This is a genomic window from Pauljensenia sp. 20925_1_27 (assembly GCF_041432835.1).
Taxonomy (GTDB): domain Bacteria; phylum Actinomycetota; class Actinomycetes; order Actinomycetales; family Actinomycetaceae; genus Pauljensenia.
Genome location: NZ_JAPWAH010000005.1, coordinates 54,633 through 69,910, shown reverse-complemented (window position 1 = coordinate 69,910; position 15,278 = coordinate 54,633). Strand labels below are relative to the sequence as shown.

The 15,278-nt window shown below is 67.9% G+C and carries 9 protein-coding genes; 4 read left to right on the top strand and 5 right to left on the bottom strand.

Annotated features, from left to right (window positions below; translation table 11 throughout):
- Window positions 1-66 precede the first annotated feature (66 nt).
- The gene (locus O3684_RS04740) at window positions 67-1,302 is read left to right on the top strand and encodes an FAD:protein FMN transferase (RefSeq protein ID WP_500065420.1); all 1,236 of its coding nucleotides are present in this window, start codon (window positions 67-69) and stop codon (window positions 1,300-1,302) included.
- A gap of 708 nt (window positions 1,303-2,010) precedes the next feature.
- A complete protein-coding gene (locus tag O3684_RS04735; protein WP_500063913.1) occupies window positions 2,011-2,781 on the top strand; it encodes a putative endonuclease domain-containing protein in 771 nt (256 codons plus the stop codon).
- 631 nt (window positions 2,782-3,412) lie between these two features.
- Here O3684_RS04735 and O3684_RS04730 read toward each other — a convergent pair.
- Both O3684_RS04730 and O3684_RS04725 read right to left on the bottom strand, forming a co-directional pair.
- Window positions 3,413-6,568: an FAD-binding and (Fe-S)-binding domain-containing protein gene (locus O3684_RS04730; protein WP_500065362.1), complete on the bottom strand. Its 3,156-nt coding sequence runs from the start codon at window positions 6,566-6,568 to the stop codon at window positions 3,413-3,415.
- 154 nt (window positions 6,569-6,722) lie between these two features.
- Window positions 6,723-6,956, bottom strand: coding sequence for an ABC transporter (locus O3684_RS04725; protein ID WP_500065361.1), 234 nt, complete (start codon window positions 6,954-6,956; stop codon window positions 6,723-6,725).
- A gap of 596 nt (window positions 6,957-7,552) precedes the next feature.
- Here O3684_RS04725 and O3684_RS04720 point away from each other — a divergent pair.
- Window positions 7,553-9,367, top strand: coding sequence for a hypothetical protein (locus O3684_RS04720; protein ID WP_500065359.1), 1,815 nt, complete (start codon window positions 7,553-7,555; stop codon window positions 9,365-9,367).
- Window positions 9,368-9,459: 92 nt separating this feature from the next.
- On the opposite strand, the gene O3684_RS04715 is transcribed toward O3684_RS04720, so the two are convergent.
- The 3 genes from O3684_RS04715 to O3684_RS04705 form a co-directional block, all read right to left on the bottom strand.
- Window positions 9,460-10,605, bottom strand: coding sequence for an alpha/beta hydrolase (locus tag O3684_RS04715; protein WP_500065358.1), 1,146 nt, complete (start codon window positions 10,603-10,605; stop codon window positions 9,460-9,462).
- Between the two features lie 83 nt (window positions 10,606-10,688).
- A complete protein-coding gene (gene metX / locus O3684_RS04710; protein ID WP_500065356.1) occupies window positions 10,689-11,846 on the bottom strand; it encodes a homoserine O-acetyltransferase MetX in 1,158 nt (385 codons plus the stop codon).
- 122 nt (window positions 11,847-11,968) lie between these two features.
- The gene (locus O3684_RS04705) at window positions 11,969-13,294 is read right to left on the bottom strand and encodes an O-acetylhomoserine aminocarboxypropyltransferase/cysteine synthase family protein (RefSeq protein WP_500065355.1); all 1,326 of its coding nucleotides are present in this window, start codon (window positions 13,292-13,294) and stop codon (window positions 11,969-11,971) included.
- Between the two features lie 459 nt (window positions 13,295-13,753).
- On the opposite strand from O3684_RS04705, the gene O3684_RS04700 reads away from it, so the two are divergent.
- Window positions 13,754-15,094, top strand: coding sequence for a C40 family peptidase (locus O3684_RS04700; RefSeq protein ID WP_500065354.1), 1,341 nt, complete (start codon window positions 13,754-13,756; stop codon window positions 15,092-15,094).
- Window positions 15,095-15,278 lie beyond the last annotated feature (184 nt).

Genomic DNA, 15,278 nt, shown 5'->3' with positions numbered 1-15,278 from the left:
GCGTTGTCGCCGACCGGTGATGCGTGCAGAGATGCCGCTCATCGCGCCGCCTCGTTCGCCGACTGCATGACATCATCTGCTTCGGTCACAGATACGCCAAACAGTCCCCGTCGCCACCCGCAACCATCCCGCGAAGGAACCAGCGATGCGGAGGCTGGCCCCGGCCTCGTCGTCTCTGAGGAGACCGACCGGTTGCTGCGTGACGCGTTGGCGCTCGCGGAGGGCACCGGGGGAGCGTTCAACCCGATGATCGGGCCGCTCGTCGCCGCCTGGGACGTCAAGGCGATGCGGGCGGCGTATGTTGCGGGCAGGCCCTTGCCTCCTGCGCCGTCTGCTTGTGTTGTAGAGGCTGCGTTGCGCGCGTCGTCGTGGGACTTACTGTCGCGTGTGGGCGAGCGACGCTGGGCGGTGCGCGTTCCTGGCGAGTCCGTCGGTGGTATGGAGGTGCCCAGCCCGCGCGTTGATCTGGGTGGCATCGCGAAGGGGTACACCGCTGATGCGTGCCGCGACCTGGCGGTGTCTATGGGGGCGCGCGGCGTATTGGTGTCAGTGGGGACGTCGTCGGTGTCTGTGAGTGGTACTCGCGCCGATGGTTCGCCGTGGCGCGTCGGCCTGCGCGACCCCCACGGTGCGCCCACGGCAATTGCTGGCGTCGTGGAACTGCCTGCGGGGGGCATGGCGTCCCTGTCGACGTCCGGGGACAACCTGGGGCAGCTGGGTCGCCTGCGTGCGGCTTGTGCGGGGCCCGCGGCGGAGCGTGCGGCGGTGCCTGCGGCGGTGCACGTGGCGGGTTCTCTGGCGGAGCCCGTGTTGGGCCTCGCGCGTGAAACATTGCGTGAAACATCCGGTGAGGGTGGTACATCCCCTCGCAACGAAGGATGTGACGACGTGGATGCGCGTGGTGCGGAGCCTCTGGGGCCCGGCCTCACCGCGGTGTATGCCTACCTACCCGGCTCCGAGTCCTCCAACGCTGAGGCGCTCGCTCATGCTCATGCCCGTGTACCAGCCAATTCTGATGCCGTTGGCCAGGCCCATGCATCTACTAACTCCGATGTTCCTGGCCGGACCGCGCGCCTGCTGGACCACCACATCATCGACCCGCGTACGGGTTACCCCGCGCGTTCGGGCGTGCGGCAGGTCAGCGTCGTGGCCTCGTCGGGCGTGCTGGCGGAGGCGCTGTCCACCGCGCTGCTCGTCGATCCGTCCATCGATGTTTCGGATGTCGTGGCTCGCTGGTCCCGCGCGACGGGCACCCCGGCCTCGGCGAAGGTTGTGGGCCTGGTGCGTGCAGGGTCGGGGTGAGGCCGTGCGTCCGCACATGTGGATTGAGCCGGGTACGTGGCGGTTGAGTCCATCGGGGGCGTGAGCTTCTGCTGTGTCCTTGCGTGCCTCTCTCGATGACTGCGTCATGTGATGGGTAGTTCTGCACCAGTTAGGGAGCATTACACCAGTTAGGGAGCATTACACTGCCTGGGAAGTGGTGTAATGCCCGGCTAAATGGTGTAACACCACTTAGGAACAAGCGGATATGCGGAGAATGCTGGTGTTTGATCGAAGCCGACCAGCGATTGTGCCACGAGTGTTCACAGATGCATGCGAGAGTGGCAGTTATCCACATACCTTCGGAGCGACTGGGCTTTATCCACAGGGTTGCTGTCGGGTCGTGACAACGCTTGTCGTCGTGCGGATGATGGGCATATGAACGCTCAATCGCTGACTGTTATCAGGTCTTCGACTGATGGACGGCCTTCAGTGGGGAATCTGTCGCAAGGAAATGTACTTCGTATCCAGCGTGGCCGCTACGTCATGATCGATCGATCCGGCCCGCCGATGACCTACTGGGAGATATGGTCTCTCGTGGCCAGGGCTCGATTACTTGTTGTGAGTGACAGTAGCTCCTGCTCTCCGGTGTTCGTAGGCGCTAGTTCATTCGTTGCGCGGTCAATACCGCTCTGGGAGGCAAATCCCGATGTCGTGATCTGGTGCGCGTCGAGGCATGGGAGGCGCTCAATGCCGACTGTCACCATGCAAACGGTGACTATTCCAGCGACGTTCGTGTGTTCGACAGTAAAGAAGCCCTCTGATCGCAGCATCGAGATCGTTGATCGGTTGCGATGTGAATCTGTCGTTGAAGCGGCAGTTCGCATGGCTTGTTATTCGGAACGTCTCAGCGGATTCGTGGCGATTTGCATGGCATTGCATCACGAGTCTCGGTTCGTGTTGCCATCTCAGGAAAAAAGTAGGCAACGAGCTGAACGCGTTCGAGGCAAGATGCTTGAATGCTTGGATCTGTATCGGCATCAAAAAGAATGTGTCCCCTACAGGCGTGCACAGCGCCTGATAGTCGCCGCTGACCCGGGCTGCGACAACCCTGCCGAGGCTGCGCTGCTGTGGGTCCTCAAGTCGGTGAGTGCCTTCGAAGTCGTGACCCAGTTTGAGATCGTCGTCAACGGGCGCCGCTACTTTGCGGACATCGCGATTCCGGGACTCATGATCATCTTCGAGTTCGATGGGATTGGAAAGCTGGGCAAGGACAATGCTGAGTTCGCCCGGGCGAAGCGTGACTGGATCCAGCGAGAAAACGACTTGCGTAGTGCCGGTTGGACGATATACAGGGTCTCTTGGAGAGACTATGAAGACTTCGATGCGTTGCGAGCGTGGGCGATCCAGCTCCTTCGTCCGCATCAAGTTGCCATCCCTGAGAATGCTGAGGCGCTGTGGGCGTTGCCGACTGAAGCGTGTGATGGCCCGAGTCGACGTTTTCATGTCCATGCTCGATGAGGTCTGTACTGGTTAGGGAGCATTACACCACTTAGGGAGCATTACACCGCCTGGGAACTGGTGTAATACCCAGCTAAATGGTGTAACACCACTTAGGAACAAGCGACATCGTGGAAGCGGGGTCCGGCTGCCGTGCCTGTGGGTGGAGGCGGTGCCTACTCGGGCTTCGAAACAACGTGCCACACCTATCAGCAGACCAGGTGGCACCGGTGTGGAGGGTGTCGGAGGGCCCTGCAGCGGTGCCTGTGGGTGGTGGCAGGGCCTGGCCGGACAACGAGCCGACGCGCCGAGCGAAGCTCACGGCGCGGACGGCTCGCGGGCGGGCCGCCGTCGACGGGCACACGCAGCGGCCGGGCCCGGTGGTGCCCGGAACGCCAGTGGCACCACACAGCAATACCAGAAACCATGCGGGGCCCTGCCGTGGTACCGGAGGGCGGCGGCGACAACTGTCTCAGACAAATCTCGCACGTAATTTAAGGCGGTCATTTTTTAAGTGCGTCTGAAAACGTTGCAATTCCAACGACCGATGTTCTCAGTTTGAAATACCCGCAAGGGGAATTACGTGCGAAATTGCCGAGCACGACCCGCAAGCTCCGCCCGGAGCACCCGTGGAGCACCGCAGCACCGGCATTCAGCCAGCGCGCCCCGCCAGTAGCGTCGCCAGGTGCACGCCCCCGCGGCCCGCGAGCTGCGCGGCCTGGGTTCGGCACGAGAATCCGTCCGCCAGATACACCGCGTCCGGCTTCGCCGACAGGGATGGCAGCAGCGAATGCGACGCGACCGCGACCGACAGGTCGTAGTGGCCCGCCTCCATGCCGAAATTACCGGCCAGGCCGCAACAGCCCTCGAGCCGCGTCACGCGCGCGCCCAGCGACTCGAGCAACGCCTGGTCCGCGTCCCACCCCATGACGGAGTAGTGGTGGCAGTGCGGCTGCGCGACGATCTCGACGCCCTCCAGGCTCGGTAGCTTGCGCGCGGATGCGGGCACGGCCGACAGCACCTCGGCCAGGGTGCGCGTCGCACCAGACACGAGCGCCGAGCGCGGATCCTCGGGCAGCAGGTCCAGCAGGTCGTCGCGCAGTACCGCTGTGCACGAGGGCTCGACCCCGACGATCGGGATCCCCGACGCCGCAAAAGGCGCGAGCACGCCGAGCAGCGACGACAGGTGCTTCTTCGCACCCGTCAGCTGACCCGTCGTAATCCACGTGAGGCCGCAGCACGCATCCGGCGCGACGATCGGCGCAAACCCGTTCGCCTCCAGCACGTCGACGACCGCGCGCGCCCCCGCATCGTCCAGGGTCTGGCTAAACGAGTCTGCCCACACGAGCGCGTACGGCCGCCCGCTGGGATCGCGCGGCCCGGAAAGGATCGGGGAGGCTGTCATCGACGAGGCCGGGGTTGACGAGGCCGGGGCACCGCCGCGCTCGCGGGTGGTGCCAGGCGAGGCCGGGATTGACGCGGCGGGGATACCGCCGCGTTCGCGGGCATCGGTCGCGGCTGCGGAACTCGCGGCAGCGCGAGTCGCAGTGCCGGGAGTCGCGGTGAAAGAAGATGCTGCGTCGCCAGCCGGGACAGAATCCGCCAGCAGCGAGCGGCGGCGAGCCCACGCGGTGAAGGTCCCGGACTGGAGGGCGGGCATGCCTCGTCGAGGATCGAGACCGATGAGGCGGAAGGCCAGCGACCGCAGGGGAGCGATCGACATGATGGCGTTCGCGACGGCCGCGAGGCCGGGTACGCGCGCGGTGACGCGGGTGAGGCGCGGCAGCCAGCCGAGCGTGTAGTGGCTGAGGGGGCGCATGCGGCCACGGTAGGTGCGGAAGAGCGCTTCGGAGCGGTAGCGGGCCATGTCGACGCCGGCGGGGCAGTCGGCCGAGCAGGCCTTGCAGGCCAGGCACAGGTCGAGGGCTTCGAGGACCTCGGGGGAGTCGATGGCCTTGACGAGCTGCGAGTTCGCCGCCTCCTGGAGGATGCGGGCCCGGCCGCGGGTCACGTCCTTTTCGTCGCGCGTGGCCAGGTAGGAGGGGCACATGAAGGTGCCGGACACTCCCGCGCGGCATTTGCCGACGCCCGTGCAGCGGTGGACGGCCGCCGTGAAGTCGCCGCCGTCGTGGGTGAAGGCGAAGCCGCCGTCCGCGGGCATGGGGCGGGCGGCGACGCGGCGAAGGCCAAAGTCGAGGGGGTCGACGCCGGGCTGCAGCTCGAGCGCGCCGCCGGCAACACCGCCAGCCCCGGCATTGCGCGCCCGGGCGCGAGAGGCGGCCTCGGCCTCGTCCATGGGGGAGGCGAGCACCCCGGGGTTGAGGAGGTTGTCCGGGTCGAAGACGTGCTTGACGCGCGCGAACAGGTCGAGCATCTCGGGGGTGTACATGAAGCGCAGGAGTTCGCCGCGAGCGCGCCCGTCGCCGTGTTCGCCGGAGACGGAGCCGCCGTGGGCGGCGCAGATGCGGGCCGCGGACTGGAGGAAGGCGCGCGAGTGTGCCACGCCCTCGGGGGTCTCGAGCGGCATGGCGAGGCGCACGTGCACGCAGCCGTCGCCGAAGTGCCCGTACAGGAGGCCGTCGATGTCGAACTCCTCCATGAGGGCGGTGAAGTCGCGCAGGTACGCCCCGAGGTTCTCGGGCGGAACGGCCGCATCCTCGAAGCCGGGCCAGGCCTGCTGATCGCCGCCGCCCGCGCCATCCGGCGGGGTGCGCCCGCCCAGGCCCGCACCGTCGGCGCGGATCCTCCACAGGGCCGAGGCCTGCTCCCCCGGCGGGTACACGACCGTGTCGATGGCGGCGGAGTCGGCGCACAGGGCGCGTGCGCGCTCCAAGGAGGCGGTGACGTCTTCGCCGGGGGCGCCGACTTCGACGAGGAGCCAGCCTTCGCCCTCGGGCAGGGCGGGCACGGCGCCGGGCCCCTTGTGGGCGCGCACGACGTCGACGAGGCGGCGGTCCATGCCCTCCACGGCGAGGGGGGAGTGGGCGAGGAGCGCGGGCACGTCGTCGGCGGCTTCAATCATGGAGCGATAGCCGAGGGCAGCGAGCACGGGCGCGTCGGGCAGCGGCACGAGGCGCACGGTGATGGACAGGATGAGGACGAGGGTGCCTTCGGTGCCCGCGAGCATGGCGGCGAGGTTGCGCCCGCCCTCGGGGGTGAGGTGCTCGAGGGAGTAGCCGGAGACCTGGCGCTTGAAGCGGCCGAGCTGCGTGCGGATGGGGGCCAGGTTCGAGTCGACGAGGGAGGCGAGCCCCGGCACGTCGCGCAGCGCCGAGTCGCGGCCGGTCGTGGCCGTGAAGCGGCGCCCGCGCCCGTCCACGCAGTCGAGGGAGACGATGTTGTCGGAGGTGCGCCCCCAGGCGGTCGCGTGCGGCCCGCACGCGTTGTTGGCGACCATGCCGGCGATCGTCGCGCGGTTCTGGGAGGAGGGGTCGGGGCCAAAACGCAGGCCGTACTTCGCCGCCGCGGCCTGGAGGGTGGAGCCGACGCAGCCGGGTTCGACCGTGGCGGTGCGGGCCTCGGGGTCGATGGAGATGACGCGGTTCATGTGCCGCGAGAAATCGAGGACGAGGCCGGGGCCGATCGCGTTGGACGCGCACGAGGTGCCGCCGCCTCGGGCGGTGAGGGGGACGCCGTGGGCGCGGGCGAGGTCGAAGGCTGCGATCGCCTGCTCGGGCGTGCGCGGGAATGCGACGGCCAGGGGCGGGATGCGCGTGAGGCCGGCGTCGGAGGAGTATCGCGCACGCGTACCGGTCGAGGAATCGACGTCGATGAGTGCGCGCAGGTCCGTCAGGAAGCTCTCGCTCATGGTGACAGTGTGTCACGCGGGCGCGCGTTGGGCGGCGGATATCCGGTGTGCGGATGGTCGCGCGAGGCCGTGGCCGGTTGGGGCGGGCGTGGGGGCCGTGATGCTTCGGGTAATGGGAGAGGGCCGAGGCAGTGGATGCCTGCGGCCCTGAAGATCACGCGGGTTCCGGGTCGTCGCGGAACAGTTTGGGGAAGGGTGTCACGGGGACGGGCATGCGCTCAATGGGAGGCAGGTGTGGGTTGACCACCTGCTCAGACTTTGGGTACAAGCGGGGTGATGCTTCAGTGTTCAGGCAGTAGGGGGACAGTTCGCGGCGCGTTTCCTCGGACGCGGGAACCTGCGGCTCCGGCACCGAGTATTCAACGATGCGCAGCTTATCTCTGCCCATTGAATGCCACCCTGTTCTGTCTCAAGTATTCTGCCGCGCAGTAGTCTAACCGGATGGAAGATGCTGTGCCATCCGGATTGCGAGCGACATGTGCCATCGTACACGACATTGGTCCCACGCTGGCGGGGTATGGCTCATAGTTGCTCGGCATGTGTCAGTGGGATGCGTTGGGTGCTGTATGTGCGTGGTGGCGCGCTCCGCGTATTCGCCCGTGTTGTGGGCCTGTTAAAATGGCGAGACGTTGTCCGTGGGTGTCCGAGCCTGGGCGAGGTGACGCAGTGGTGGGATGTGCGTGCCATCATTCGCGCAGAATTCGCGCGGTCGCCGGAAAAAGTTTCGAGGCCTGTCTTGCCGATGCTGGGGCTGAGCGTCGGTGTCCTGTCCCGGGGTCAAAAGAAGCTGTCCTTGCTCACTATTCTACCGATGTGAAGGACTGTGGGCGCGTGGTGAGCCGTACCCGAGGCCCCTTGTCGGCGGGCGACCCGCGCGTGGATGCTTACGTGGTATCCATCCCATTGTGCCTGTGTCATCCTTGTTTCTTTTGGAACGTATGAAACAATGGCCCCGAGCGCCCCATACACGTGAAGGAAAGAGCGATGGCCCTGTTTGAGTTCGAGGATGGACACCTCGTCCCCGCTCAATTCGGATATCCGGTTGCGCAGGATCTGGGTCCCGAACTGGTTGACGCTATCTGCCAGCAGGTCCTGCAGATCGTGTCGCGCCCGCTGTTCCCCGTGACCTGGCGTGATATGACGGGCCAGGGCGACGAGGAGACGCCGCGCCTGACAGCTCTCGATGTCTCGGGGCAGATCGTGTCCGTCGAAATTCTGAAGGAACTCGACTCCGAGACCCTTATTACCTCCCTGTCGCGACTGGCTGAGGTCGCCTCGATCTCGTGGTCCGACTTGGCCAGCGAGTACCCCTCGGGCCCCGAGGGCTTCCGGGCCGGTTGGGCGCAGTTCCGCGACTCGATGCCCCGGGCCGTGGGGCCCGGCCCGCGACTCATCATCGTCGCCGGTGAGATCGATCCTTCGGTGCGCCCCGCCCTGTCCATCCTGGCGACTTCGGGCGTCGAGGTGCACCTCATGAACCTGCGCCAGATGTCGAATGGCCGCCTGTTCCTCGACGTGAACGCGGTGGGTCCGCGCCTGTATGGCCACGCCCCGCAGCTCCTGGCCTCCGCATCCGTTGCCGCGCCCGAGATCGTGGCACCCGCGCAGGAGAGCATCGAAGAGGTCGACGCCGACGCCTCCGTCGAGTCCGATTCTGAGACGCCGACGACGCGCCCCACGCCGAAGGTCGCGCCCCACCTGCGCGAGGTGTTCACCTACCCGATCGACGAGGAGCCCCCGGCGCCCTGGCGTCCCGCCTCCGAGGAGGACGAACAGGACGAGGCCGAGGCCGACGCTCAGGACGAGCATGAGGCCACCGAGCAGGACGCTGGCGACGAGCGCATCGAGACCGACGAGCACGTCGACGGCGATGCGGTTGCCGAGGATGGCGACGAGTACGCGCACGAATCTGTCGAAGCCGACCGCGCTGAGGACGCGGAGGCCGACGCTCAGGATGCCGACGAACGTGACGCCGACTCGCACGCCGAGCACGTTCCCGAGTCAGACGAGCACGAGTCCAATGATGCCGCCGCAACGCAGCACGGCGAGACCGAGGAGACGGGCGAGCTCCCCGACCACGAGGAACCCCGCGCGGAGGAGAACGCTGAGTCCGACGAGGATATGGCGGCGGGCGAACAAGCCGACGAACGCGCCGACGAACAAGCGGGCGAACACGCTGACGATCAGGCCGCCGAGCATGTCGGCGATCAACCTGCCGATCACGCGGAAACAGAGACGGAACCGGACGAGGAAGGCGACGACGTGCCCGAACACGCCGACGAGCAGGTCAGCACCGAGGACGACGCGCCCCGCTGGGAGCCTCCCGCCCACATGAGCCGCCGCGCCACGCGCCGCGCCCGCGAAGAGTCGAGCGAACTCAACGACGGCGGAGCCACGGACGCGGCCACGGCCTCGTTCGTCGACCGCGCCGACGAATCTCCCGAGGTCGTTCAAGCCCGCGCGGAGGGCCTGCCCGTCCTCGGCCGCGACGAGTCCGGCCTGCGCACCCTCGCCCAGATCCTCGGCGAGGACACGCCCCTGATTGCCCGCGGTGAGCTCGGTCTGCCCGGTGACCTCGTGCTCGCGGCCAGTGGCGCGGTGTCCGGCGCCGGCCTGACTTACCCCTCGCTCGACACGCTCCTGACCGCGCGCGGCCTGGGCCACATCGACGTCTGGGGTCAGGTGCGCATCGGCGACCGGTTGGGCCCGACCCTGGCCGAAGCGCTCGACGAGGTCAACCGCGAGATCGTGCGCGAATACGCGCAGGCGCCGCGAGGCCACCGCTCCGCCAAGCACTAACGCGCGACGACGAAGCGCCCACACGGCGCGACGCGAGAAGACGACGAGAGGCCCGGGATCACGCGATCCCGGGCCTCCTCGCTACCGGGGAGTCACCGCACGAAAGCGTCCAACCACCCGCGCATCGTCGCGTACACGGCCTCGCGCACGGGCGCGTCCGACAGGACCAGGTCGTGCTTGCCGGAAAAACGCGCGATCGTCACCAGGTCAGACAGGCCCAGGCTTCGCTGGGCGATGACGACCGGATCCAGCACGGTGTCAGAGGTGAAGGCGCGCTCGGACCACTCCTCGTCGAAATAGGAGGACGTCGACACCATCGACAGGACCGGGCAGTCCAGGTGCACGTCCTTCTCGATCGTCTCGTGACCGGCCATGATCGCCTCCAACCACGAGGCCGGGATCGGGTAGGACTCGGGGCGCTTCCACTCGTGGATGATCGGCCAGCCCGCGACCGACGGGTCGTCGGGGCTCAGGCCCTCCGGGATCGGCAGACCCGAGGAGGCGCGCCCCGCGAGCGAACGGCCGTAGTGTCCCGCACCTCCCGAGGGAACCTCCCACATGGGGTTACGCGACGCGATGCGCCCGATGACGGGGGTCATCGCCCCGCGCCAGGCGGCCATCGACTGCATCTCCAACCACGCCGAATTCAGAATCAGGCCGGCCAGGACCCCCTGGTGGCGGTGCGCCCACAGCGTCGCGACGAGGCCGCCCGTCGAGTGTCCCATGAGAACGATCGGCTCGTCCTCGCGCTCGCAGCGGATGATTTCGATGGCCTCGCCGATCTCCTCGTCGTAGACGGACAGGTCGTCCGTGTAGCCGATCGTCTGGTGGGGACGCAGGGAACGGCCGTACTTGCGCATGTCCAGCGCGTAGAACGCCGCGCCCGCCTCACGCAGCCGATCCGCCATCTCCGTCTGGAAAAAGTAATCGTTGCGCCCGTGCAGGTACAGGACCGTCATGCGGGCGCTCTTCGGCGGGCACGCGCGCACGAGGGTCGCCACGCAGGGACCCTCCGCGTCGTCGAGGAGTTCGATCGTGCGCGACTGGTAGCCCTCCCCCAGAATGTCGGTGCGCCACTGGGGTCCGGGGGGACCGGCCTCGCCCCACGGGGCCATGACGTCGCGCTCGGGGATCCCCTCGGGCGCCGAGGCCTCGGCCCCCACCCCGGACAGGTCGGGAAGCCCGCTCGTGTCCGGCATCTGCTCGCCGCCGGGCGTGGGATTGCTGGTAACGCTCATGGGGTCAGCATAACGCGCGAGGCCACCGGCGCCTCGTTGATGAGGAGGAAGCGCGGGCGGCCTCGGCGAGAATTGAGCGTGGATCAGGCGAAGGAGGACGCGCGCGAGGGGATGCGCTCGTTGAGGAACTCGTCGAGGAGGGCGGTGAGCTGGTCGTGCTCGATGAGGAAGCCGTCGTGCCCGTGGTCGGAGTGGATCTCGCGGTAGAACGCGCCCGAGATGCCGGCCGCCATCTGCCAGACCTGCTCGGGGAAGAACAGGCGATCGGAATCGACGGCGACGACCAGCGTGCGCGCGGTGACCGCCTTAAGGGCCTCGGTGACGCCGCCGCGGTCGCGGCCCACGTCGTGGGAGAGCATCGTGCGGCACAGCGTCACGTAGGAACCCGCGTCGAAGCGGCGCACGATCTTCTCGCCGTGGTAGTCCAGGTAGGACTCGACCGCCAGGCGACCGCCGTGCAGCGGATCCTCGTCATTCTGGGGGATACGGCCGAAACGCTCGTCCAGCTCCGAGGGGGAGCGGTAGGTCGTGTGCGCGATCTGACGGGCGAGCGCCAGCCCGGCGGTGGGGCCGGGACCCGCGTAGTAGTCGCCGCCGCGCCACGCCGGATCCAGCTGGATCGCGCGGATCTGCGTGTGCGTCCACGCCGCCTGGTCGGCGGTCGTCTGCGCGCCCGAGGCCACGACCACGAGGCGGCGCACGCGCTCCGGGTAGCTGACCGCCCACTCGATCGCGCGCTGGCCGCCCAGCGACGCGCCCACGACGATGCTCCACTCGCTAATGCCGAGCAGGTCGGCCAGGCGGGACTCGGCGTAGACCTGGTCGCGCGTGGAGATCACGGGGAAACGCGAGCCCCACGGCGCGCCGTCGGGGGCGAGGGACGCCGGGCCCGTGGAGCCCTGACAGCCGCCCAGCGCGTTCGCGGCCACCACGAAGTAGCGGTCCGTGTCGATGATGCGCCCCGGGCCCACGATCTGCTCCCACCAGCCGGGGGTCGGCTGGCCGGGCGCGGCCTCGCCGCACACGTGCGCGTCGCCGGTCAGCGCGTGCAGGATGAGGACCGCGTTCGACGAGGCCTCGTCCAGGGTGCCCCACGTCTCGTAGGCGAGCGTCACGGAGGGCAGGATCTCACCGTTTTCCAGGCGCTGAGCGCCCAGGTTTGCGAACTTGCGGAACGCGACCGGGTCGCCCTCGCGCCACGCGCCGGATGTGGGTGCGGGAGGCAGGTTGTGGCGGCTCATGAGGTCCTTCTTTCGCAGTGACGTGTTGCTGTCGCGGTGGATGCGCGAGATGGGGAGGGGCAGCGGCGGCCTCGGAGCCTCAGGAGTGTGTGTATTTGTCTCCGAGGCCGCCGACGGGTCTATCAGGCCGTGGCCGCGCGGGCCGCGTCGAAGCCCAGCTGCAGGTCGGCGAGGATGTCCTTGATGTTCTCCAGGCCGATCGACAGGCGCACCGTGCCGGGCGCGACGCCGGCCTTGGCCAGCTCCTCCTCGGTCAGCTGTGAGTGCGTCGTCGAGGCCGGGTGGATGACGAGGGACTTCGCGTCGCCGATGTTGGCGACCACCGGCAGGAGCTGCACGCCGTCCGCGAAGGCCCGGCCGGCCTCGTACCCGCCCTTGATGACGAAGGAGAGCAGGCCGCCCGTGCCCAGCGGCGCGTACTTCTTGCCCAGCTCGTAGTAGGGGGAGGACTCCAGGCCCGCGTAGTTCACGGACTCGACGTCCGGGTGGGCCTCGAGGAAGCGGGCGACCGCCAGCGCGTTGGAGACGTGGCGCTCGATGCGCAGCGACAGCGTCTCGATGCCCTGCGAGATGAGGAACGCGTTGAAAGGCGAGGTGACGGCGCCCAGGTCGCGGTTGATGAGCGTCTGGATACGCAGCAGGAACGCCAGGTTCGCGCCCAGCGCGCCACCCACGCCCAGGTCGCGGGCGTAGACGAGGCCGTGGTAGGACTCGTCCGGCGTGTTGTACAGGGGGAAGCGCTCGGGCTGGGAGGCGAAATCGAAGTTGCCCGAGTCGACGATCGCACCCGCGATCGACGTGCCGTGGCCGCCCAGGTACTTGGTGGCCGAGTGGACGACGATGTCGGCACCCCACTCGATCGGGCGCACTAGGTAGGGGGTCGCGACCGTGTTGTCGACGATGAGGGGCACGCCGACCTCGTGAGCGACCGTTGCGATCGGCTCAATGTCGAGGATGTCGCCCTGCGGGTTGGGGATCGTCTCGCCGTAGAAGGCGACCGTCTTGTCGTCGGCGAGCGCGCGCCAGGCCTCGGGGTCGAGCGGGTCGGGGACGAAGCGCGCCTCGATGCCCAGGCGTCCCAGCGTGTTCTTCAGCAGGGTGACGCTGCCGCCGTACAGGGAGGGGGAGGCGACCACGTTGTTGCCGGCCACGGCCAGGGCGAGGATCGACAGGGCGGTCGCGGACTGGCCGGAGGAGACGAGGAGGCCGCCGACGCCGCCCTCGAGGGCCGCGATGCGGGCGGCGACGCCGTCAGTCGTCGGGTTGGTCAGGCGCGTGTAGATGGGGCCGAGTTCCTGCAGCGCGAAGCGGCTCGCCGCCTGCGCGGTGTCTTCAAAAGCGTAGGAGGAGGTCTGGTAGATGGGCAGGGCGGTCGCGCCCGTGGCGGGGTCGAGGTCGTATCCGGCGTGAATCTGCTTGGTTTCGAAGGACCAGTCGTTGGCTGTCATGGTGCGGTTCCTAGGGTCGGGGGTGGGTCGTCTCTGGTTCCCCTCCGGCGGGCCGCAGCTGCGGTAAGTGAACATGCGTCGAGGCGCGTCCCGCTGTCGGGGGACTGCGCGGCAGTCGCTGGTGCTGACGCGCAGTCAGCGGCACATTCGACGGTTCATGGTTCCCATTGTTTGTCATCGACGAGGCCGGGGCGCGGTGGTCCCGGATGATGGACTTTTGTAACGGGTGGCGGTGTGGCGCTCAGATATGTGAGCAGGCTCACGGCGATGGTTGAAAGTGTCATGAAAGCGCTGGTATTTGTGCGGTAATCATGATGCTGATGTCACTAATGTTGCGATTGTTGTTTGTGTGAAAGTTGAGTTTTGTGGTGTGTTTGTTGCCAAGCGTGACGAAAGTGGTTAGGCTTTTTTCCAGTACGCGCCCGCCGGCGCACGTAAACAGACGAGATGAGACAAACGATGAGACGACGCGGAACCATTCGTACGGGCCTGACGGCAATCGCCGCCTGCGCCCTCCTCGTGCTGCCCCAGATGGCGCAAGCCGCCCCCTCTGAGGAAGAGATCGCAGCCGCCCAGGCTGCCGAAGAGGCTGCGAAGATGAGCGTCGCCCAGATTGAGGTCAAGCTCGCCGAGGTCAGCGCCAGCGCCGCAACCGCGACGCAGAACGCGCAGATCGCAGGCGAAAACCTCAACGAGGCGAACATCGCGCTGGCCGAGGCGACCGCGACCGCCAGCCAGGCCTCGGCCGAGGCCGACGCCGCCGAAGCCGCCTTCCAGGAAGGCAAGCAGCAGATCGCTTCCGTCGCCCAGGCCGCCTACCGAGGCGGCGGTGGCACGCTGGATGCGCTCGCCCCATACCTGGACTCCGACGGCCTGCGCAGCGTCGAAACCAAGCAGGCCGGCATCAACTCCTTCTCCTCCTCCGCCGAGGCGAAGATGCAGAACGTCGCCGCCCTCGAGCAGGTCGCCAAGGTGACCCGCGACGCCGCAAACACCGCGCTCGCCAGCCAGCAGGCCGCCACGGACGAGGTCCAGGCCCGCACGGACGCCGCCAACCAGGCCGCAGCCGCCGCCCAGAACGAGGCCGCGATCGTCGCCGCCCAGCGCAGTGCCTACGTCCAGGAGCTCGCCACCAAACAGAACACGACGGTCGACCTCATTAACCAGCGCGAAGCCGCCCTCGAGGCCGAGCGTCAGGAAGCCGCACGTATCGCGGCCGAGCAGGCCGCTGCCGCCGCGGAAGCCCAGCGTCAGGCCGACGCCGCGGCCGCCGCCGAACGCCAGGCCGCAGCCGATGCGGCCGCCGCGGCCCAGGCCTCGTCCTCCTCGTCGTCGTCCTCCGACGATGAGGATGATGACGACGGCTACTCGTACTCCGCGCCCTCCTACTCCTACGAAGAGCCCTCGTACTCGGCACCCTCCTACTCGGGTGGCGGTGGTGCCTCCACCGCCATCGCAACCGCGCAGAGCTACCTCGGCGTGCCCTACGTGTGGGGCGGCGAATCCTACGGCGGCGTGGACTGCTCCGGCCTGACCATGCTCGCCTGGGGTAGCGCGGGCGTCGACCTGCCGCACCTCTCGCGCGCCCAGTACAGCTACGGCACGCACGTGCCGATCGGCTCTATGGAGGCCGGCGACCTGATCTTCTGGTCCTCCAACGGCACCCAGTCCGGCATCTACCACGTCGCCATCTACCTGGGCGGCGGTCAGATGATCGAGGCTCCCACCTTCGGCGTGCCCGTGCGCATCACCGGCGTGTACAGCTGGGGCTCGATCATGCCCTACGCCGTGAGGCTCTGAGCCGCGTCGTTGCATGATCGTCCGGGGGCCGGGCAGACAGTGAGTCTGCCCGGCCCCCGGCGTTTGTGTGCGGGCTTGTGTGGGTTGTGTGTTGTGGGCTTGTGTATGGCTGGGCTTACACGCCGTGTGTGGGGAGAGTTTTGTACCGGTTTGGCCTTGAGGTCGGGGTTACCGGGAGAGTTTC